Source organism: Pseudomonas sp. RIT778, assembly GCF_019718735.1.
In the GTDB taxonomy this organism is placed as follows: Bacteria; Pseudomonadota; Gammaproteobacteria; order Pseudomonadales; family Pseudomonadaceae; genus Aquipseudomonas; species Aquipseudomonas aphyarum.
In genome coordinates, this window is sequence record NZ_JAIHBA010000018.1 from 48957 (window position 1) to 70808 (window position 21852).

General features: G+C 61.9%; 17 protein-coding genes. 11 read left to right on the forward strand and 6 right to left on the reverse strand.

All coding sequences use genetic code 11. The annotated features are described in order from the left end of the window. Position 1: 1 nt before the first annotated feature. Positions 2-2179 carry a malate synthase G gene (locus tag K5E37_RS13650; RefSeq protein ID WP_221534101.1) on the reverse strand — a complete coding sequence of 726 codons (2178 nt, stop codon included), beginning with the start codon at positions 2177-2179 and terminating at the stop codon, positions 2-4. A gap of 454 nt (positions 2180-2633) precedes the next feature. Between K5E37_RS13650 and K5E37_RS13655 the strand changes: the two genes are divergently transcribed. After that, positions 2634-3152, forward strand: a complete 519-nt coding sequence (locus K5E37_RS13655) for a glycine cleavage system protein R (RefSeq protein WP_007959830.1) — start codon at positions 2634-2636, stop codon at positions 3150-3152. A 223-nt stretch (positions 3153-3375) separates the two neighbouring features. Here the strand turns inward: K5E37_RS13655 and rarD are convergent, their stop codons facing one another. The 5 genes from rarD to K5E37_RS13680 all read right to left on the reverse strand — a co-directional run bounded on the left by rarD (position 3376) and on the right by K5E37_RS13680 (position 8955). Then, entirely contained in the window at positions 3376-4263 is an 888-nt protein-coding gene (gene rarD / locus K5E37_RS13660) for an EamA family transporter RarD (RefSeq protein ID WP_007959831.1), read from the reverse strand. A gap of 66 nt (positions 4264-4329) precedes the next feature. Beyond that, on the reverse strand, positions 4330-5304 hold the full coding sequence (locus K5E37_RS13665) for a serine/threonine protein kinase (RefSeq protein WP_221534103.1): 975 nt from the start codon (positions 5302-5304) through the stop codon (positions 4330-4332). A gap of 116 nt (positions 5305-5420) precedes the next feature. After that, the gene (locus tag K5E37_RS13670) at positions 5421-7322 is read right to left on the reverse strand and encodes a PhoX family phosphatase (RefSeq protein WP_085609069.1); all 1902 of its coding nucleotides are present in this window, start codon (positions 7320-7322) and stop codon (positions 5421-5423) included. Between the two features lie 69 nt (positions 7323-7391). Beyond that, entirely contained in the window at positions 7392-8156 is a 765-nt protein-coding gene (locus tag K5E37_RS13675; protein ID WP_085609070.1) for a TOBE domain-containing protein, read from the reverse strand. A gap of 58 nt (positions 8157-8214) precedes the next feature. Further along, positions 8215-8955, reverse strand: a complete 741-nt coding sequence (locus K5E37_RS13680) for a ComF family protein (protein ID WP_085609071.1) — start codon at positions 8953-8955, stop codon at positions 8215-8217. Positions 8956-9046: 91 nt separating this feature from the next. Here K5E37_RS13680 and bioB point away from each other — a divergent pair, with 91 nt between their 5' ends. The 10 genes from bioB to K5E37_RS13730 all read left to right on the forward strand — a co-directional run. Further along, the gene (gene bioB / locus K5E37_RS13685; protein ID WP_007959840.1) at positions 9047-10102 is read left to right on the forward strand and encodes a biotin synthase BioB; all 1056 of its coding nucleotides are present in this window, start codon (positions 9047-9049) and stop codon (positions 10100-10102) included. 160 nt (positions 10103-10262) lie between these two features. Continuing rightward, positions 10263-11441 (forward strand): 8-amino-7-oxononanoate synthase, encoded by a 1179-nt coding sequence (bioF, locus tag K5E37_RS13690; protein ID WP_221534105.1) that lies wholly within the window; start codon positions 10263-10265, stop codon positions 11439-11441. Next, positions 11434-12165, forward strand: a complete 732-nt coding sequence (locus tag K5E37_RS13695) for an alpha/beta fold hydrolase (RefSeq protein WP_221534107.1) — start codon at positions 11434-11436, stop codon at positions 12163-12165. Before bioF ends, K5E37_RS13695 begins: the two co-directional genes overlap by 8 nt. Beyond that, entirely contained in the window at positions 12158-12964 is an 807-nt protein-coding gene (bioC, locus tag K5E37_RS13700; protein ID WP_221534109.1) for a malonyl-ACP O-methyltransferase BioC, read from the forward strand. The genes K5E37_RS13695 and bioC overlap by 8 nt, the downstream gene beginning before the upstream one ends. Beyond that, positions 12961-13641: a dethiobiotin synthase gene (gene bioD, locus K5E37_RS13705; RefSeq protein WP_007959854.1), complete on the forward strand. Its 681-nt coding sequence runs from the start codon at positions 12961-12963 to the stop codon at positions 13639-13641. Before bioC ends, bioD begins: the two co-directional genes overlap by 4 nt. Before the next feature lie 106 nt (positions 13642-13747). Further along, positions 13748-14044 carry a hypothetical protein gene (locus K5E37_RS13710; RefSeq protein ID WP_007959856.1) on the forward strand — a complete coding sequence of 99 codons (297 nt, stop codon included), beginning with the start codon at positions 13748-13750 and terminating at the stop codon, positions 14042-14044. A gap of 275 nt (positions 14045-14319) precedes the next feature. Next, complete coding sequence (locus tag K5E37_RS13715) at positions 14320-16125, forward strand: phenylacyl-CoA dehydrogenase (RefSeq protein WP_085609075.1); 1806 nt, start codon at positions 14320-14322, stop codon at positions 16123-16125. Positions 16126-16385: 260 nt separating this feature from the next. Then, positions 16386-18500 (forward strand): cytochrome-c peroxidase, encoded by a 2115-nt coding sequence (locus K5E37_RS13720; RefSeq protein WP_085609076.1) that lies wholly within the window; start codon positions 16386-16388, stop codon positions 18498-18500. A gap of 210 nt (positions 18501-18710) precedes the next feature. Next, positions 18711-20000 (forward strand): GGDEF domain-containing protein, encoded by a 1290-nt coding sequence (locus tag K5E37_RS13725; RefSeq protein ID WP_007959861.1) that lies wholly within the window; start codon positions 18711-18713, stop codon positions 19998-20000. 90 nt (positions 20001-20090) lie between these two features. Next, on the forward strand, positions 20091-21852 hold a 1762-nt coding region (locus K5E37_RS13730), incomplete at its 3' end, for an acyl-CoA dehydrogenase C-terminal domain-containing protein (protein ID WP_221534111.1).

Sequence of the window (21852 nt, forward strand, 5' to 3'; positions counted from 1 at the left end):
GTTACAGGCCGTTCGCAGCCTTGAACTCGCGACGACGACGGTGCAGGACCGGCTCGGTGTAGCCGTTCGGCTGTTGGGTGCCCTCGATCACCAGTTCGACCGCCGCCTGGAAGGCGATGTTGCTGTCGAAGTTCGGGGCCAGCGGACGGTACAGCGGGTCGTTGGCGTTCTGACGGTCCACCACCGGCGCCATGCGCTTGAGGCTTTCCATCACTTGTGCTTCGGTCACCACGCCGTGGCGCAGCCAGTTGGCGATGTGCTGGCTGGAGATACGCAGCGTCGCACGGTCTTCCATCAGGCCGACGTCGTTGATGTCCGGCACTTTCGAGCAACCCACGCCCTGGTCGATCCAGCGCACCACGTAACCGAGAATGCCCTGGGCGTTGTTGTCCAGTTCGTTCTTGATCTGCTCCGGGGTCCAGTTCGGGTTGACCGCCAGCGGGATGGTGAGGATGTCATCGACCGAAGCGCGGGCACGTTTGGCCAGCTCGGCCTGACGGGCGAACACGTCGACCTTGTGGTAGTGCAGCGCGTGCAGCGCAGCGGCGGTCGGCGACGGAACCCAGGCAGTGTTGGCGCCGGCCAGCGGGTGAGCGATTTTCTGTTCGAGCATCGCTGCCATCAGGTCGGGCATCGCCCACATGCCTTTACCGATTTGCGCACGACCTTGCAGGCCGGTGCTCAGACCGATATCGACGTTCCAGTTCTCGTAGGCGCCGATCCATTTCTCGGCCTTCATGTCAGCCTTGCGCACCATCGGGCCGGCTTCCATGGAGGTGTGGATTTCGTCGCCGGTGCGGTCGAGGAAACCGGTGTTGATGAACACCACGCGCTCGCTGGCGGCCTGGATGCAGGCCTTGAGGTTGACCGTGGTACGGCGCTCCTCGTCCATGATCCCGACTTTCAGGGTGTTGCGCTTGAGGCCCAGCACGTCTTCGATGCGACCGAACAGCTCGTTGGTGAACGCCGCCTCTTCTGGGCCGTGCATCTTCGGTTTAACGATGTATACCGAACCGGTGCGGGTGTTCTTGCGCGAAGTGTTGCCGCTCAGGTTGTGCATCGCCGCCAGGCAAGTCACCAGGCCGTCGAGGATGCCTTCCGGCACTTCGTTGCCGTGCTTGTCGAGGATCGCGTCGATGGTCATCAGGTGACCGACGTTACGCACGAACAACAGCGAACGGCCGTGCAGGGTCAGTTCGCTGCCGTCGACCTTGGTGTAGGTGCGATCCGGGTTCATGGTACGGGTGAAGGTCTGGCCGCCCTTGGACACGGATTCCGCCAGATCGCCCTTCATCAGGCCGAGCCAGTTGCGGTAGATCACAACCTTGTCGTCGGCATCGACGGCAGCGACGGAGTCTTCGCAGTCCATGATGGTGGTCAGCGCCGCTTCCATCAGGATGTCTTTGACGCCGGCGGCATCGGTCTGGCCGACCGGGGTGCTGGCATCGATCTGGATTTCGAAATGCAGGCCGTTGTTTTTCAGCAGGATCGCAATCGGCGCATTGGTGTCGCCCTGGAAGCCGATCAACTGAGCTTCGTTGCGCAGGCCGCTGGTGCTGCCGCCCTTGAGGGTGACGACCAGTTTGCCGTCAGCAATCTTGTAGCCGGTGGAGTCGACGTGGGAGCCGGTCGCCAGTGGCGCGGCTTCGTCGAGGAACGCACGGGCGAAGGCGATGACTTTGTCGCCACGTACCTTGTTGTAGCCTTTGCCTTTTTCCGCGCCGCCGGCTTCGCTGATGGCGTCGGTGCCATACAGGGCGTCGTACAGCGAACCCCAGCGGGCGTTCGAGGCGTTGAGGGCGAAGCGGGCGTTCATCACCGGAACCACGAGTTGCGGGCCGGCGGTACGGGCGATTTCGTCATCGACGTTTTGCGTCGTTGCCTGGAAATCAGCCGTTTCTGGCAGCAGATAACCGATCTCTTGCAGGAAGGCTTTATAGGCCACGGCGTCGTGCGGCTGACCGGCACGGCTCTGGTGCCAGCCATCGATACGAGCCTGGAAGTCATCGCGTTTGGCGAGTAGGGCTTTGTTCTTCGGCGCCAGGTCGTGAATGACCTTGTCGGCACCTTCCCAGAATTTGTCGGCGGTGAGGCCGGTACCGGGAATGGCTTCGTTGTTCACGAAGTCGAACAGGACTTTGGCGACCTGCAGGCCACCGACTTGAACGTGTTCAGTCATTGCTTGCCTCACTCTGCTCAGCTATTTCGCTTTTCAGCTCTTCAATTTAACAATGAAGCCTCTGGCCATTTAAACCACAAACCCCTCGACCAGTACATGCCATCGCTGGCGGCTGGGCTGGGACCAATCAACGGCTTGGGGGCCTTGCTGACGGGGCTTTCAGGGTTGCGAACGTGCCTTGGGCAGACATCGATCCAGCGTTATGTAGTGCGCGCTGCGGCATACTACATGATGAGTTGCGGTTGTGAAAATCAGACTAATTACGTCGTTCTGCGACCCCATGACGCATTGCGGTCACGGCGCGGAACGGGATGTTCTCAAAAAACCAATGGATTGTTCCAGTTAAATATAAAAAGTTGTACACGATTTGTGATTTCGAGCGTCTGAGGCGTCTGTCGAACGCTTGCCTATACTTGCTTTTCTATAACAAAAGTCATGACAAGAGGGCTGCGCCATGGATCACCTCGTACTCACCGTCTTCGCACCGGACAAGCCCGGGCAGGTCGAGCGCATCGCCCAATGCATCGCCGAACACGGCGGCAACTGGCTGGAAAGCCGCATGTCACGCATGGCCGGGCAGTTCGCCGGGATCCTGCGGGTCGGTGTGCCGGCGGAGGCTTACGACGAATTAGTCGATGCCCTACAAGCTTTGTCGGCACAGGGCATTCGCGTGCTGGTGGCCGAAAGCGGTATCGAGCAGGCCTGCACCTGGAAACCGATCGCCATGGAACTGGTGGGCAATGACCGACCAGGCATCGTGCGTGACATCACCCGGTTGCTGAGCGAGCAGGGCGTCAACCTCGAACGGCTGGTAACCGAAGTGCGCCCGGCACCGATGAGCAGTGAACCGCTGTTCCACGCCGAGGCGATTCTCGCGGTGCCGCTGACCTTGTCGCTGGACGTGCTGCAATCGCGCCTGGAAACCCTTGCCGATGACTTGATGGTGGAACTGGTGCTGCGCACCGATCCCTGAGAACGGATCGGGTTATCCAGTTTAAACGTGCACCTGCCTGTGGATAACCTGTAGAGACTGAGCGCCAGACCACGTCCGCCGTGGCTTGGCGAAGATTGATCAAAAAACCGCCAGCATTCAGTGACTTGCGCACAAACGGCGGGGATCACGCTGTGGATAACCTTGGGAAGGAACGATGCAGGCCACGAGAACCGTGGCCTGTGGAGGTTTGTGCGTTTTTTGATCAGCTGCGCCGGCGCAGACTCAGCCACGCATCGACGCTGTACACCGCCAGACCGGCCCAGATAAACATGAAGGCGATCAGCGTGCTGGACGATAAGTGCTCGCCGAACAGCAGCACGGCTTGCAGCAGCACCAGCGTCGGCGCCAGGTATTGCAGGAAACCGAGGGTGGTGTAGGGCAGGTGCCGCGCCGCCGCGTTGAAGCAGACCAGCGGCACCAGCGTCACCGGACCGGCTGCCACCAGCCACCAGGCTTCGGAGGTGGTCCAGAACTCGGCCTGAGCACTGGTTGCGGTCGGATTGAACAGCAGCCACGCAAGCGCGATCGGCACCAGCATCCAGGTTTCCACCACCAGCCCCGGCAGCGCCTTGACCGGCGCCTGCTTGCGGATCAGCCCGTAGAAACCGAAGGTCAGCGCCAGCACCAGTGACACCCACGGCAGACTGCCCACCTGCCAGACCTGCTGCGCAACGCCGACCGCCGCCAGACCGACCGCCAGCCACTGCATGCGCCGCAGGCGTTCGCCGAGGATCAGCATGCCCAGCAGCACGTTCACCAGCGGGTTGATGTAGTAACCGAGGCTCGCTTCCAGCATCCGGCCGTTGTTCACCGACCAGACGTAGGTCAGCCAGTTGGCCGCGATCAAGGTGCCGCTGAGCGCAAGAATCGCCAAGCGTTTCGGGTTGTCGCGCAGTTCCTGCCACCAGCCGGGATGCTTCCACACCATCAACAGCAGCGCGCCGAACAGCGCCGACCACAGCACCCGGTGGATGATGATTTCCACCGCCGGCACTTCGGCGATGGCTTTGAAGTAGAGCGGGAACAGTCCCCAGATAATGTAGGCGCTAAGGCCCAGAATGTACCCGCGACGCGGGTTGGCGGCTTGCATGCAGAATCCTTGCTTAGGCAGCTAACAAAGCAGCGATTGTACGGGCAGTTGTATAGACGTGTCGTGTCAGAAAAGCTTCAACGGCTCTTCGTTCAGCGCCGACAGTTGCTCGCGCAACGCCAGCACCTGATCGCCCCAATACCGCTCGCTGCCGAACCAAGGAAAGTTGCGGGGGAACGCCGGATCGTCCCAGCGTCGGGCCAGCCACGCGCTGTAATGCATCAGGCGCAGGGCGCGCAACGGTTCGATCAGCGCCAGTTCGCGCGGATCGAAGTCGTGGAATTCGTTGTAGCCGTCCATCAACTCCGACAGTTGTCCCAGACAATCCTGACGATCGCCGGCGAGCATCATCCAGATGTCCTGCACCGCCGGGCCCATGCGGCAGTCGTCGAGGTCGACGATGTGGAACATCTCGTCGCGGCACATCATGTTGCCGGGGTGGCAGTCGCCGTGCATGCGGATGTTCTGGTGCGGCGTGTTGGCGTAGACGTCTTCCACACGCTTGAGCAGATCGCGGGCGACCGATTCGTAGGCCGGCAGCAGGCTTTTCGGGATGAAGTTGCCTTCCAGCAAAGTGGTCAGCGAGTCATGGCCGAAGTTCTTCACGGCCAACGCTTCGCGGTGCTCGAACGGTTTGGTCCCGCCGACCGCGTGCATGCGCCCGAGCAACTGGCCGAGGCGATACAACTGGTCGAGATTGCCCGGCTCCGGCGCCCGGCCACCGCGACGGGGAAACAGGGTGAAACGAAAACCGGCGTGTTCGTGCAGGGTTTCGCCGTTGTGGATCAGCGGCGCCACCACCGGGATTTCGACGTCGGCCAGTTCGAAGGTGAACTGGTGCTCCTCCAGGATCGCTTCGTTGGTCCAGCGCTGCGGGCGATAGAACTTGGCGATCAGCGGTTCCGAGTCTTCGATGCCGACCTGATAGACGCGGTTTTCATAACTGTTGAGCGCCAGAATGCGCGCGTCGCTCAGGAAGCCGATGCTTTCGACGGCATCGAGCACGAGGTCTGGGGTGAGGGTTTCAAACGGGTGGGCCATGCTGACTCCTGCGCGCAGCAGGCTGCCGCGTCCGGCTCAGCATGGTAGCGCAGACGGGCTGTCTTGAGTGGGATCGTTCCCGTGCAGCGCACGGGAACGATCAGAGCGTCGTCAAATCAGGCGCCGACGATCCCGCCATCCTCACGGGTAATCGCCATCACCGATGAGCGTGGCTTGCCGTTCGGCAGGTGCTCGGGGAAGGTCGAACCGCCGTTCTCGCCCGGGTGCTGAATCCCGACGAACAGGGTTTTCTGATCCGGCGAGAAACTGATCCCGGTGACTTCACAGCCGATCGGCCCGACCATGAACCGGCGAATCTCACCGGTCGCAGGATCGGCGCAGAGCATCTGGTTGTTGCCCATCCCGGCGAAATCACCAGCGTTGCTCGAATCACCGTCGGTGAGAATCCACAGTCGGCCAGCCTTGTCGAAACCGAGGCCGTCCGGGCTGTTGAACATGTTCTGCGGGGTGATATTCGACGAACCGCCCTTCGGCGTACCGGCATGGACGCCCGGGTTGCCGGCCACCACGAACAGATCCCAGGCGAAAGTCTTCGACGCGTGATCGTCGCGGTCGGTGCGCCAGCGCAGGATCTGGCCGTAGACGTTTTTCTCCCGAGGATTCGGCCCGCCCACCGGTTGGCCGTCTTCGCCGCGCTTGGCGTTATTGGTCAGGGTGCAATAAACCTGGCCGTCTTTCGGGCTGACCACGATCCATTCCGGACGGTCCATGCGCGTGGCGCCGACCACACTCGCCGCCAGACGCGCGTGAATCAGCACTTCAGCCTGATCAGCGAAACCGCTGCTGGCGTCGATGCCGTTTTTGCCGTGGGTCAGTTCGATCCACTGGCCCTGGCCTTTCGGATGGTCCGGGTTGCCGTCGCCGGCATCGAACTTGGCCACGTACAGCGTGCCGTGATCGAGGATGTCGCGGTTGGCCTTGGCGTTGCGGTGGTTGATCTTGTCGCGGCTGACGAATTTGTAGATGAACTCGCCGCGTTCGTCGTCGCCCATGTACACCACGGCGCGACCGTCGTCGGTCTCGGCCAGTGCGGCGTTTTCATGTTTGAAGCGGCCCAGCGCGGTGCGTTTGACCGGGGTCGATTGCGGGTCGAACGGATCGATCTCCACGACCCATCCGTGGCGGTTGAGTTCGTTGGGGTTCTTCGCCATGTCGAAGCGCGGATCGAACGGGTGCCAGTTGATCTCGCGGCTGGCGGCCGACACGCCGTAGCGTTTCTGCGCCGGGTCGAACTGTTGCTGGGCGTTGCTGCTGCCGAAACAGTCGGTGAAGTTCTCTTCGCAGGTCAGATAAGTGCCCCACGGCGTCTTGCCGTTGGCGCAGTTCTGGAAGGTGCCGAGAACTTTCTTGCCGTGCTTGTCGGCGCTGGTTTTCATCAGCTCGTGACCGGCTGCCGGGCCGCTGATACGCAGCGGCGAGTTGCCGTGAATGCGCCGGTTGTAGCGCGAGCCCTGGACGAACTGCCACTGGCCGTTCTTGCGCTGGACTTCGATCACCGACACGCCTTCGCAGGCCAGGGCCTTGCGCACGTCCTCGGCCGACTGCGGCATGCCGCCGTGCGGATAGAGGTAGCGATAGTTGGTGTATTCGTTGTTGATCGCCATCAACGCACGGTTTTTCTCGCCCGGGAATTCGAACAGGCTCATGCCGTCGTTGTTGTCGCCGAACTGCACTTCCTGCGCAGCCGCTGTGCCGTTGCCGCTCGGGTCGAAGGCCGGGCCGTTCTTTTGCAACGGCTGGCCCCAGCTGATCAGCACCGACGACTTGTAGCCTTTGGGCAGGCTAATGGTGTCGGTGGTGGCAGCCGGAATGCTGTCGAAGCCGAGCAGACGGCTGTTGCCGGCGCTGACACTGGCGGCCAGTACGCTGCGGCTCAGCAGGTTGCCGCCGAGGAACATCGCCGCGCCGCACAGCGCGCCGGCGCTGATGAAACCGCGACGGCTCAGGCCGACCATTTTTTCCAGGTCTGTGGATTGGTTTTCTTCTAATAGGCTCACATCAGGCTCCCTGCATGGTTTTGGCAGCCACCTTAATGCGGGTCGATGACGCTTTCGTTGCAGCGCTGTTTAGAGCGGTGTTCCGAGCAGCACATTGGACGGGGAAAACTGCACCTGCACCGCTTGCTCGACCGTCAGGCCACGAGTGCGCAAGTCCAGCGGTTCTGCCAGCGCACACAGGGTCTGGCCGTTGGGCAGGGCGATGCGCACTTCGCTCGGGCCGTCTTCGGCGTCGAGAATCGCCTCGATCCGACCGCTCAGAAGGTTATGGCCGACGGCGGGCGTGGCCTCTGGCGCGAGCAGTTCGAGCCAGCCGGCCTTGATCAGCGCCACCACTTCGGTGCCCGGTTGCAGCTCCAGGTGCAAGGTGCTGTCGTGGGTGATCTGTGCGTCGATCGACAGGCCTTCGGCCAGTTCGAGGCGGATCAGATCGTTGCGGCCCTGACCTTCGATCAGCACAACTTTGCCGTGCAACTGATTGCGCGCGCTGGTCCTGAGCATCAGCCGACCGAGCAGGTCCAGATCGCTGGCGTCCTCGGCCGCTTCCAGCACCTGGGCCTGCAAGGCTTGCAGCTTCTGATACAGACGCAGCACTCGCTCGCCCTCGCTCGACAGCTTGGCGCCACCGCCGCCCTTGCCGCCGACCGCGCGCTCGACCAGAGGCTTTTGCGCGAGGTTGTTCAGCTCATCGATGGCGTCCCACGCCGCCTTGTAACTCAGGCCGGCGCTTTTCGCAGCGCGGGTGATCGAACCCTGTTCGGCGATGTGTTGCAGCAAGGCGATGCGCTGCGGACGGCGGACGATGTGCTGGGACAACAGAGAGGGCAGGGACATGGCGGACGCTTTGTGCTGAAAGGTTGAGGGAGGACGTTGGCGGCTCGAGGCGTATCCGTCAAGCCGCGTCGCCGGGTTTTGGCGTGCGGGCCAGGCAGTACACATCCACCCGCGCGGCGCCGGCGTCCATCAGCAACCGGGCCAGCGCCTGGGCGGTGGCGCCGGTGGTCAGCACGTCGTCGACCAGGGCCAGGTGCCGGCCTTTCACCTGGGCATCGGGGCTCAAGGCGAAGGCGTGTCGCAGATTGCGTTTACGCGCTTTGGCGTTGAGGGCCTGCTGGGCGTCGGTATCCTGCACGCGCAACAGGCTGTGTTCCTCGCAAGGCAGGTCGAGTGACTTGCCCAGCCACTGCGCCAGCATCGCTGCTTGGTTGAAGCCGCGCTGGCGCAGGCGTTTCGGTGCAAGCGGTACCGGCAGCAGGGCGTCCGGGCGAGGCAGGTCTTCTTCGAAGCGATGTTGCAGGAACTCGCCGAGAACGTCGGCGAGCAAGTGGCCAAGCGGCCATTTGCCGTTGTGCTTGAAACGGGTGATCAGCGTGTCCACCGGAAAGCCATAAACCCATGGCACGGCCACTTGCTCAAAGGCTGGCGGATCCTGCAGGCAGCCACCACAGGTAAGCCCGGCAGCGGGCAAGGGCAGGGCGCACGTCAGGCATTGATCGCCCAGCCACGGCAGATCGGTTTCACAGGCGGTGCAGATCGGGATTTGCGCGTCTGCCGGCTCATCGCACAATAAACAGAGTTGTTTGTTTTTTAACCAGATGTAAACCGGCCGTTCGTAGTGTGGTTGACAGCGCATGACTCTTCCTTAAATATGCCGAACATCCGTGTCGTGCCTGTGGGTATTCCGTTTCCCCAGGCGCCAGCCAAGCATAACCAAGGAACCGCCCATGAGCGCCAGCACCACTGCCACCCTGCGTCACGACTGGACTTTGGCCGAAGTCAAAGCACTCTTCGTTCAGCCATTCAACGACTTGCTGTTCCAGGCGCAGACGGTGCACCGCGCGCATTTCGACGCCAACCGCGTCCAGGTTTCCACCCTGCTGTCGATCAAGACCGGCGCCTGCCCGGAAGATTGCAAATATTGTCCGCAGTCCGGTCACTACAACACCGGGCTGGAAAAAGAAAAGCTGATGGAAGTGCAGAAAGTCCTCGAAGAGGCTGCCCGCGCCAAGGCCATCGGCTCGACCCGTTTCTGCATGGGTGCGGCGTGGAAACACCCGTCGGCCAAGGACATGCCTTACGTGCTGAAGATGGTCGAAGGCGTGAAGGCCATGGGCCTGGAAACCTGCATGACCCTCGGTCGTCTCGATCAGGATCAGACCGAAGCGCTGGCCAAGGCCGGGCTCGATTACTACAACCACAACCTCGACACCTCGCCCGAGTTCTACGGCAGCATCATCACTACCCGCACCTACAGCGAGCGCCTGCAGACGCTGGCCTACGTGCGCGACGCGGGGATGAAGATTTGCTCCGGCGGCATTCTCGGCATGGGCGAGTCCCTCGATGACCGCGCGAACCTGCTGATCCAGCTGGCCAACCTGCCGGAGCATCCGGAATCGGTGCCGATCAACATGCTGGTGAAAGTCGCCGGCACGCCACTGGAAAACGCCGACGATGTCGATCCATTCGACTTCATCCGCATGCTCGCCGTGGCGCGCATCCTCATGCCGCAATCCCACGTGCGCCTGTCCGCCGGCCGCGAAGCGATGAACGAGCAGATGCAGGCCCTGGCGTTCTTCGCCGGCGCCAACTCGATCTTCTACGGCGACAAACTGCTGACCACCGCCAACCCGCAGGCCGACAAGGACATGCAGCTGTTTGCACGTCTGGGCATTCAGCCGGAAGCCCGCGAAGAGCACGCCGACGAAGTGCATCAGGCTGCCATCGAACAGGCGCTGGTGGAGCAGAAGAGCAGCGAGCAGTTCTACAACGCGGCGGTGTAAAAAACTGCGCGGATTCCTCTGAAGGAATGCAAACCCCTGTGGGAGCGAGCTTGCTCGCGAAAGCGGTGCTTCAGTCGACATTGATGTCGGATGTGAAGGCTTCTTCGCGAGCAGGCTCGCTCCCACAAGGGATCTGTGTCACTTGAATGTCGAGGCTTGCATGTCTTTCGATCTCGCCGCACGCCTTGCTGCCCGTCGTGCCGAAAATCTCTATCGCCAGCGCCCGCTGCTTGAAAGCCCGCAAGGGCCGGAAGTGGTGGTCGACGGTCAGCCGTTGCTGGCGTTCTGCAACAACGATTACCTGGGCCTGGCCAATCATCCGCAAGTGATCGAAGCCTGGCGCGCCGGTGCTTCGAAATGGGGCGTCGGCGGCGGTGCTTCGCATCTGGTGATCGGTCACAGCGGTCCGCATCACGCGCTTGAGGAGGCTTTGGCGGATCTCACCGGACGACCGCGTGCGCTGTTGTTCACCACCGGTTACATGGCCAACCTCGGCGCGGTCACCGCATTGGTCGGGCAGGGCGATACGGTGCTGGAAGACCGGCTCAATCATGCCTCGTTGCTGGATGCCGGCCTGTTGTCCGGCGCGCGCTTCAATCGCTATTTGCACAACGACGCCGACAGCCTCGCCAAGCGTCTGGAGAAAGCCACCGGCAATACGCTGGTGGTCACTGACGGCGTGTTCAGCATGGACGGCGACCTCGCCGATCTGCCGGCGCTGGCCCGGGAAACCAAAGCGAAAGGCGCCTGGCTGATGGTCGACGACGCCCACGGTTTCGGCCCGCTGGGGGCAAACGGTGGCGGGATCGTCGAGCATTTCGGTCTGAGTCAGGAGGACGTGCCGGTGCTGGTCGGCACGCTCGGCAAAGCGTTCGGCACGGCTGGCGCCTTTGTGGCCGGCAGTGAAGAGCTGATCGAAAGTCTGATCCAATTCGCCCGCCCCTACATCTACACCACCAGCCAGCCACCGGCGCTGGCCTGTGCAACGTTGAAAAGTCTGGAACTGCTGCGTAGCGAGCACTGGCGTCGCGAGCATTTGCAAACGCTGATCCGCCGGTTCCGCCACGGTGCCGAACAGATCGGCCTGGAACTGATGGACAGCTTCACGCCGATCCAGCCGATCCTGATCGGTGATGCCGGTCGCGCCGTGCGTCTGTCGCAGATGCTGCGTGAGCGTGGGCTGATGGTTACCGCGATCCGCCCGCCGACCGTGCCTGCCGGCAGCGCCCGGTTGCGGGTGACGCTGACCGCTGCCCACAGCGAGGCGCAGGTGCAGCTATTGTTAGAAGGACTGGCCGATTGCTTTGCGCAACTCAAGTCGGAGCCAAGCCATGCGTGATCGCCTGATTCTGCTACCGGGTTGGGGGCTCGGCGTTTCGCCGCTGGAGCCGCTGGCCGCCGCGTTGCGCGGACTCGACGAGCACCTGCAGGTCGACATCGAGCCGCTGCCGGAACTGGACTCCAGCGATCTGCAGGACTGGCTCGACGAGCTCGATGAGCGCATCCCTCAGGATACCTGGCTCGGCGGCTGGTCGCTGGGCGGGATGCTTGCTTCCGAGCTGGCGGCACGGCGTGGCGAACATTGCTGCGGCTTGCTGACCCTGGCGAGCAATCCTTCGTTTGTCGCCCATGAACAGTGGCCGAGCGCGATGCCCGGCGAGACCTTCGATGCGTTTCTGGCCGGCTGCGGCGCCGACCCGCGCACGACTCTCAAACGATTCTCTCTGCTGTGCGCCCAGGGCGCGCAAGACGCGCGTGGCTTGTCGCGGCTGTTGCTCGGCGGCGCGCCGAATACCTCGCCGGCCGCGTTGATGGCCGGTCTGGAATTGTTGGCGCAGATCGATACGCGTGAAGCCTTGCAGGCGTTTCGTGGTCCGCAATTGCATCTGTTCGGAGGGCTGGACGGGTTGGTGCCGGCGGAGGCCGCGGGCGAGTTGTTCGCGTTGCTGGCAGATGTCGAGGTCGGTCTGATCGAGCAGGCCAGCCATGCGTTTCTTCTGGAAGACCCCCACGGTGTAGCGGGTGCGATCCAGGCGTTTTTAAGTGAGTGCGGTGATGACTGATTTGTCTGTTGCGGCGTTGCCCGGCGGCTTGCCTGACAAGCGCCAGGTCGCAGCTTCTTTTTCTCGTGCAGCGGCCAGCTATGACAGCGTCGCGGAGTTGCAGCGCGATGTCGGTACGCAGTTGATGAATCGCTTGCCGGTGGATTTTCGGCCGGCACGCTGGCTGGATCTGGGCTGCGGCACCGGGTATTTCACTCGGGCGCTGGCCGAGCGATTTGGTGAGGGGCTGGCGCTCGATATCGCTGAAGGCATGCTCAATCACGCGCGGCCGTTGGGCGGGGCCACACACTTCATTGCTGGTGATGCCGAACGTTTGCCGTTGCAGGATTCGACCTGCGATCTGATCTTCTCCAGCCTCGCCGTGCAGTGGTGCGCGGACTTCGAAGCGGTGCTCGCCGAAGCGTTTCGGGTGCTGAAACCGGGGGGGATTTTCGCGTTTGCTAGTCTTTGTGTAGGGACGCTGTACGAATTGCGCGACAGTTGGCGTCAGGTCGATGGCCTGGTGCACGTCAACCGCTTCCGCGAATTCGCCCGCTATGAGCAATTGTGCGCGGCCAGTGGTTTGCTCAGTGTCTGTCTGGAGAACCGGCCGCATGTGCTGCATTACCCGGATGTGCGCAGCCTGACCCATGAACTCAAGGCCTTGGGCGCGCATAACCTGAACCCTGGCCGGCCGGGTGGATTGACCGGGCGGGCGCGGATTCTGGGGCTGGTCGAAGCCTACGAGCAGTTCCGTCAGCCGCAGGGCTTGCCGGCGACTTATCAGGTGGTCTACGCCGTGTTGGAGAAACCCTTATGAGCGCAGCCTATTTCATCACCGGAACCGACACTGACGTTGGCAAGACCACTGTCGCCGCCGGATTGCTGCACGCTGCGCGGTCGGCGGGGCTGAGTACGGCGGCGGGCAAACCGGTGGCGTCCGGTTGTGTGGTGACGCCCAGAGGCCTGCGCAATTCCGATGCGCTGGCGTTGCAGGCCGAATGCTCGTTGCCGCTGACGTATCAACAGGTCAATCCGGTGGCGTTCGAGCCAGCGATCGCGCCGCATCTGGCAGCGCGTGAGGCGGGTGTGGCGTTGACCGTGCAATCGTTGCTGGCGCCGATGCGCGAGATTCTGGCCATGAACGCCGACTTCACGCTGATCGAAGGCGCGGGCGGCTGGCGGGTGCCGTTGGCGGATCAGGACAATCTGTCGGATCTGGCGATTGCGTTGAAGTTGCCGGTGATTCTGGTGGTCGGCGTGCGTCTGGGATGCATCAGTCATGCGTTGTTGACTGCCGAGGCGATTGCCCGGGACGGGCTGCAACTGGCGGGATGGGTGGCGAACATTATTGATCCGAAGACGTCGCGGCTGGAGGAAAACCTGGCGACACTGGCCGAGCGGATTCCGGCACCGTGCCTGGGGCGGGTGCCGAAACTCAAAGCCGTCAGCGCTGAAGCGGTCGCCGATCACTTGCAACTGGATCTGCTCGACTGATTTTGGCTATGACAAGGCACTGTGCCATTAGTGTTTTTGACGGGTGTTTTTCTGACGCCTCTGGTTCAATGGCACCCATTGATCCTTCCCAAGGATGAGAGCTCCCATGGAAATCTCCGGAAACACAGCTTTTTATGCAGGTCTGAGTACCATTCAGACCGGGCAGAACCGCGTCGATCAGGCCGCCAGCCAGATCGCCAGCAGCACCATCGAGCGTTCGGTCACCAGCCAGTCTTCGGAAGTGCAGGTCGATCGTCTGCGTTCCGTGGATCGTGCCCAGCAATCGGACCTGGCGAGCAACATGGTCGAGATGGCCCAAGGCAAGTTTCAGGCGGAACTGGGCGTGAAAGTCGCCAAGGCTTCCGATGAAATGCTCGGTACGATCATCGATACCTTCGCCTGATTTTTTGATCTGCGCTTTGCCAGACGCCGCGACTGTTCGCGGCGTTTTTCGTTGTAAGTCCTTCTCCCTCAACTAATCTTTTTTCAGTGCACATGGCCCGGTCGGGCGCATGTCGCGCTGCTGTGTCCGGCGTTCGGAAAATGTGATGACGAATGGCAAAAGAACGACGCTTGACAAGATTTCGGCGTAAACGTATGTTTCAAACAACTGTTTGACCGTCACAACAAATCAACGCGGTCGTTCATTCCCGGTTACATCAGCAGAGGTTTATCGCTATGCCTGACTACAAGGCCCCCTTGCGTGATATTCGCTTCGTTCGTGACGAACTGCTCGGCTACGAAGCGCACTATCAGAGCCTTCCAGCGTGCGCAGACGCAACGCCGGACATGGTTGACGCCATTCTCGAAGAGGGCGCCAAGTTTTGTGAGCAGGTGCTGGCACCGCTGAACCGCGTGGGTGACACCGAAGGCTGCACCTGGAGCGAGTCCGGCGTGAAAACCCCGGCCGGCTTCAAAGAGGCCTACAAGCAATTCGTGGAAGGCGGCTGGCCAAGCCTGGCCCATGACGTCGAGCACGGCGGTCAGGGTCTGCCTGAGTCGCTGGGTCTGGCAGTCAGCGAGATGGTCGGCGAAGCCAACTGGTCGTGGGGCATGTACCCGGGCCTGTCGCACGGCGCGATGAATACCATCTCCGAGCACGGCACCCCAGAGCAGCAAGAAGCCTATCTGACCAAACTGGTCTCCGGTGAGTGGACCGGCACCATGTGCCTGACCGAGCCGCACTGCGGCACCGACCTGGGTATGCTGCGCACCAAGGCCGAACCTCAGGCCGACGGTTCCTACAAAGTTTCCGGCACCAAGATCTTCATCTCGGCCGGTGAACACGACATGGCCGACAACATCGTCCACATCGTGCTGGCCCGCCTGCCGGACGCACCGGCCGGCACCAAAGGCATCTCGCTGTTCATCGTGCCGAAGTTCATGCCGAATGCTGATGGCACCGTCGGAGCACGCAACGCCGTGACCTGCGGTTCGATCGAACACAAGATGGGCATCCACGGCAACGCGACCTGCGTGATGAACTTCGACGGCGCGACCGGTTTCCTGATCGGCCCGGCGAACAAAGGCCTGAACTGCATGTTCACCTTCATGAACACCGCACGTCTGGGTACCGCGCTGCAAGGTCTGGCCCACGCCGAAATCGGCTTCCAGGGCGGCCTGAAATACGCTCGCGATCGCCTGCAAATGCGTTCCCTGACTGGCCCGAAAGCGCCGGACAAGGCTGCTGACCCGATCATCGTTCACCCAGACGTACGCCGCATGCTGTTGACCATGAAGGCATTCGCCGAAGGCAACCGTGCGATGGTGTACTTCACCGCCAAACAGGTCGACATCGTCAAATACGGCGTGGACGAAGAAGAGAAGAAGAAAGCCGACGCACTGCTGGCCTTCATGACTCCGATCGCCAAAGCGTTCATGACCGAAGTCGGTTTCGAATCCGCCAACCACGGCGTGCAGATCTACGGCGGCCACGGCTTCATCGCCGAGTGGGGCATGGAGCAGAACGTTCGCGACAGCCGCATCTCGATGCTGTACGAAGGCACCACCGGCATCCAGGCACTCGACCTGCTGGGCCGTAAAGTGCTGATGACTCAAGGCGAGGCTCTCAAAGGCTTCACCAAGATCGTCCACAAGTTCTGCCAGAACAACGAAGGCAACGAAGCCGTCAAAGAGTTCGTCGCACCGTTGGCTGCACTGAACAAAGAGTGGGGCGAGCTGACCATGAAGGTCGGTATGGCCGCCATGAAAGATCGCGAAGAAGTCGGCGCGGCCTCCGTGGACTACCTGATGTACTCCGGTTATGCCTGCCTGGCTTACTTCTGGGCCGACATGGCGCGTCTGGCTGCTGAAAAACTGGCTGCCGGCACCACCGACGAGGCGTTCTACACCGCCAAGCTGCAAACCGCGCGCTTCTACTTCCAGCGCATCCTGCCGCGTACCCGTACGCACGTGGCCACCATGCTGTCGGGCGCCAACAACCTGATGGACATGAAAGAAGAAGACTTCGCACTGGGCTACTAAGCCTTAACGCAGTCTTTCAAAAAACCGCTGCTCCCTCGGGGGCAGCGGTTTTTTTGTGCCCGGATTTCCCCAATCCCGGGGCTGATTCCCCAGCATTGATGAAGCCACTGTTCAGCCGAACCCCTGCGCTTATTGATTCAAAATATTTCCAGAAGAGTGGCCAATTAATTGCACTGCCCGATTTACCGGCGCTAACCAGAACTGCCTGCTCAAAGAAGCAAGACGCCCGGCACTTAACAACAACAGTCAGGGTGAAGCCTATGAACATCAGTCGACTCGCTCGTTTGACCTTCTGGTTGCCCGTTGCGCTATCAGTCCACAGCGCATGGGCCGCCGACCCCGCCGAAGTCGATCCCCCGGTACCGGAAGTCCCTTCGCTGCAATCGTTGCGGGGGATGGTGCCTCCTGATCCGTCCGGTACCGAAGGCGGACGCAAGGTCGACCTGATGACCGACTACGTGCTCAATCGTCAGGCTGCGATCCTGCTGGGCAAAGCGTTGTTCTGGGACATGGAGATCGGCAGCGACGGCTCCACGGCCTGCGCGTCCTGCCACTACCACGCCGGCGTCGACCACCGCATCACCAACCAGCTCAACCCCGGCCAGGCGCACACCAACGCCAACGTCGCGTCGATCTTCAACAAGCCGTTTGTGGCGTCGGACATTCCCGGTGACGTGGCGTCCTACGCGACGTTGTCCGGCGGCAAGGGCGGCCCGAACTACACGCTGAAGAAAACCGACTTCCCGACCCACGTGCTGAGCAATCCCCTGGAGCGCAACTCGCCCATCGTGTACTCGACGGACGACGTGGTCGGCTCGCAAGGCGTGTTCGACGCCAACTTCGTCAAACCCAATCAGCCGCGTTTCGACAAGTGCACCCAGCAGCCGGACGGCCTGTTTCAGGTCGGCGGCATCAACGTTCGCCGCAGCACCGGACGCAATGCGCCGTCGGTGATCAACGCCGCGTTCAACGTGCGCAACTTCTGGGACGGTCGGGCCAATAACGTCTTCAACGGTTTCTCGCCGTTCGGCAATCGCGATCCGGATGCCGGGATCTACGTGACCAGCGAACGCAGCACGGTCGCCACCAAAGTCCGGCTGGCGCTCAACGATGCGTCTGCCGCCTCGCAAGCCGTCGGCCCGCCCGGCAGTCCGGTGGAAATGTCTTGCGGTGGCCGCACCTTTGCCGACATCGGCCGCAGGATGCTCGACACGTTGATGCTCAAGCAGCAGCGGATTTCGTCCACCGACTCGGTACTGGCTCCGGTGTCCGGCGCACGGCGGCCGACCTATCGCGAGCTGATCAAGAACGCCTTCCAGCCCCGGCTGTGGAACGCCACGCAAAACGTTCTGGTGGGCGGTGCGCCGTACACCCAGATGGAGGCCAATTTCCCGCTGTTCTTCGGTCTGGCGATCCAGATGTATGAGGCGACGCTGGTGTCCGATCAGGCGCCGATCGACGCCTACCTGCAAGGCGACCATACGGCAATGAACGCGCAACAGGTCGAGGGCATGAACCTGTTTCTCGGCAAGGGCAAATGCGTCAATTGCCACGGCGGGCCGGAGCTGACCAACGCCGCCAGCCGTCTGCTGATGCATCCGCGCGAACGCATCGAGCGGATGGTGATGGCCGACAACCTGACCACCCTTTACGACAACGGCTTCTACAACACCGGTGTGCGCCCGACCTCGGAAGACCTCGCCCTCGGCGGCGCGGATGCGTGGGGCAATCCATGGTCGTTCACCCGTCAGTACAACACCGTGTTGCAGGGCGGCCGGTCGGTGGATCCGCTGGACGTCGATGTCTGCACGTTCGAGGCGCCGTTGAGCGCGGCGATTCCGTGCGATGCCACGCTCAAGCCGAATGTCGGTTTCCGCGATTCGGTCGACGGCGCGTTCAAGACTCCGACCCTGCGCAACATCGCCCTGACCGGGCCGTACTTCCATAACGGCAGCCGCTCGACGCTCAAGCAGGTGATGGAGTTCTACAACCGTGGCGGTGACCGGCGCGGGGAAGACGCCAACAACACCAGCGGCTTCGAGCACCCGGCGGTGAACCAGCACAACACTTCCAACCTCGACCCGGACATGACGGCGCTGAACCTGACGCCTGCGGAAATCGATGCCGTGGTGAAGTTCATGGAAGTCGGCCTGACCGATCCGCGCGTGGCCTGGGAACGTGCACCGTTCGATCATCCGTCGCTGGTGATCCCACAGGGCCACATCGGCGACGAGAATGCAGTGACCCAGCGCCCGGCCAGTCCGAAAGTCACGACCCGCCAGGCGATGGACGCTTCGCTCAACCTCAAGCCTTACGGCGCTGAAGGCCGGCCGGCGGCCGAGGGGCCATTGCAGCCGTTTTACAACGATCTCTGAACAGAAAAACACACCATGGCCATCAAGAATGATGGCCATGGTGGCCGTCTAGCGGCCATTGCGCAAAAAACCTGACTAAATCCCTCAGCAACCGCCGATTTCGGCCGTTAAAGAGACAGCCTGTGATCTGGATCACATTGTGTGTGCTTAACTGGCCACATTGCAGGCACAATGCCATCTCTTTGCCATGACGGGTCGGAGCTTTTACCCTTGCCGCGTTCTTCCGCTGTACGTTTCAGTCATTTCCTACCTTCACTGCTGTTGTTGCTCGCGGGGTTGGCGGCTGCGTACGTCAAAGACCTCAACGTGTTCTTCACCTCGCTGTTTAACGTGTTGCCGACCTTGGTGCTGCTGTTGGGCGGTTCGTACTGTGCGGTTTACCGACGCCAGCGCGAGCTGTTTCTGATGGTCACGGTGTACATCGCCTACTTCCTGCTCGACACCCAGACCGACTATTACCGCGACAACGGCAAGGTGCGCGAAGACGCGGCCGTGGTGTTCCACCTGGTCTGTCTGCTGTTGCCGCTGTTGTTCGGACTATTCGCCGCGTGGCAGGAGCGCACGCATCTGTTTCAAGATATGGTCGCGCGCTTCGCCGTGTTGCTGGCCTTTGGCAGCGTGGCGCTGGGGCTTGAGCAAAGTTACCCGCAGGCGTTGCTGATGTGGCTTTCCGAGATCCGCTGGCCGGCGCTGCACGGCGCGTGGATGAGTCTGATCCAGTTGTCGTATCCGGTGTTCATCTCGGCGTTCCTGCTGCTGGCCTGGCAATACTGGCGCAACCCGCGTCCGCTGCACGCGGCGCAACTGGTAGGGTTGCTCGGGGTGTTCTGGATGCTGCCGAAAACCTTCATCCTGCCGTTCACCCTGAACATCATGTGCAGCCAGGTCATGCTGATGATTGCTGCAGCGGTAGCGCATGAGGCTTATCAAATGGCCTTCCGCGACGAACTCACCGGTCTGCCGGGCCGCCGCGCACTTAACGAGCGTATGCAGCGTCTGGGTCGCAACTATGTGCTGGCAATGAGCGACGTCGATCACTTCAAGAAATTCAACGACACCCACGGCCACGACGTGGGTGACCAGGTCTTGCGTCTGGTCGCCAGCAAGCTGTCCAAAATCAGCGGCGGTGGTAGGGCTTATCGCTATGGCGGTGAGGAATTCGCACTGGTGTTTGCGGGCAAGACTCTTGAAGAGTGCATGCCGCACCTGGAAGTCATCCGTGAGTCGATTGCGTCCTACAACATCCAGCTCCGAAATCAGGAAAGCCGCCCGCAGGATGATCAGCAGGGCCGTCAGCGTCGCTCGGGTTCGGGCGCATCCAGCGTGTCGGTCACGGTCAGCATCGGCGTGGCCGAACGTCTGGAACAGCGCACCCCGGAAGAGGTGCTGAAATCCGCCGACCAGGCGCTCTACAGCGCCAAGGGCGCAGGCCGAAACTGCGTGATGGCGTTCGGGCAGAATCGCCGTGGCGCGGTGCGCATGGACAACGCCGCAGGTTGAGTGATGACGGCGCATTCAGCGTCTGGACAGTGATTGTGAGGCAGGGTGGCCGGCAGTAGGTTGAAGCAATCTGCTGAAGGAGAAGCCACCATGCCCGAGTACAAAGCTCCCCTGCGCGACATGCGCTTTCTGATCGACCACGTCTTTGACTTCCACACTCAGTACGCGGCCCTCGGCGCCCACGACGCCAGCCCGGACATGATCAACGCGATCCTCGACGAGGGCGCGAAGTTCTGTGAGAACGTTCTGGCCCCGCTCAATCGCAGCGGTGACGAAGAGGGCTGCCATTTCGACAACGGCGTGGTGACAACGCCTACAGGCTTCAAGCAAGCCTTCGCACAATACGTGGAAGGTGGCTGGCACGGTCTGGCGGCAGATCCGGCTTACGGCGGCCAGGGCCTGCCGAGTTCGCTGGGGCTGGTGATCAGTGAAATGGTCGCCTCCAGCAACACTTCCTGGGGCATGTACCCGGGCCTGACCCACGGCGCCATGTCGGCGATCCACGCCCACGGCACCGAAGAACAGAAAAACACCTATCTGCGCAAACTCACCGCCGGCCAGTGGACCGGCACCATGTGCCTGACCGAAGCCCACTGCGGTACCGACCTGGGCATCATCAAGACCCGCGCCGTGCCTCAGGCCGACGGCAGTTATGCAGTGACCGGCAGCAAGATTTTCATCTCCGCCGGCGAGCACGACATGAGCGACAACATCATTCATCTGGTGTTGGCCAAACTGCCGGACGCACCGGCGGGCACCAAAGGCATTTCGCTGTTTATCGTGCCGAAATTCCTCCCGAACGCATCCGGTGAGGCGGGCGAGCGCAACGGCGTTTCCTGCGGTTCGATCGAGCACAAGATGGGCATCAAGGCCTCGGCCACCTGCGTGCTGAACTTCGACGACGCCAAAGGCTTCCTGATCGGCGAGCCGAACAAGGGCCTGAACTGCATGTTCACCATGATGAACCACGCACGCCTCGGCACCGGGATGCAGGGCCTGTGTCTGGGCGAGGCGAGTTTCCAGGGCGCAATCAAATACGCCAACGACCGCTTGCAGATGCGCGCCCTGACCGGCGCCAAAGCTCCGGACAAACCGGCCGACCCGATCATCGTCCACCCGGACGTGCGGCGCATGCTGCTGACCATGAAAGCTTTCAACGAAGGCAACCGCGCGCTGACCTATTTCACCGCGCAGATGCTTGATGTCGCACACCTGAGCCCGGACGCCGAGGCGCGTCAGGAAGCCGAAGATCTGTTGGCGTTCCTGACGCCGATCTGCAAGGCGTTCATGACCGACACCGGGCTGGAAGTGACCAACCACGGCATGCAGGTGTTCGGTGGCCACGGATTTATCCGCGAGTGGGGCATGGAGCAACTGGTTCGCGACTGCCGGATCGCGCCGATCTACGAGGGCACCAACGGTATCCAGGCGTTGGATCTACTCGGGCGCAAAGTGCTGGGCAGTCAGGGCAAGCTGCTGCGCAACTTCACCAAAATCGTCCACAAATTCTGCGCCGCCAACACCGGGCATCCGCAACTTGGCGAGTTTGTCGCGCAGCTCGATGGCCTCAATCAGCAGTGGGGCGAGCTGACCATGAAGGTCGGCATGGCCGCGATGAAGAACCCGGATGAAGTTGGCGCCGCGTCGGTGGATTACCTGATGTACAGCGGTTACATCGTTCTGGGCTACCTGTGGCTGCGCATGGCGCTGGTTGCCCAGGCGCAGCTGGAGTCGGGCGAGGGGGATGGCGATTTCTGCCAGGGCAAACTGGCGACGTGCGAGTTTTACTTCAAGCGTCTGTTGCCGCGCACCGCGGCACATCGTTCGGCGATCGAGGCGGGCAGCGATTGCC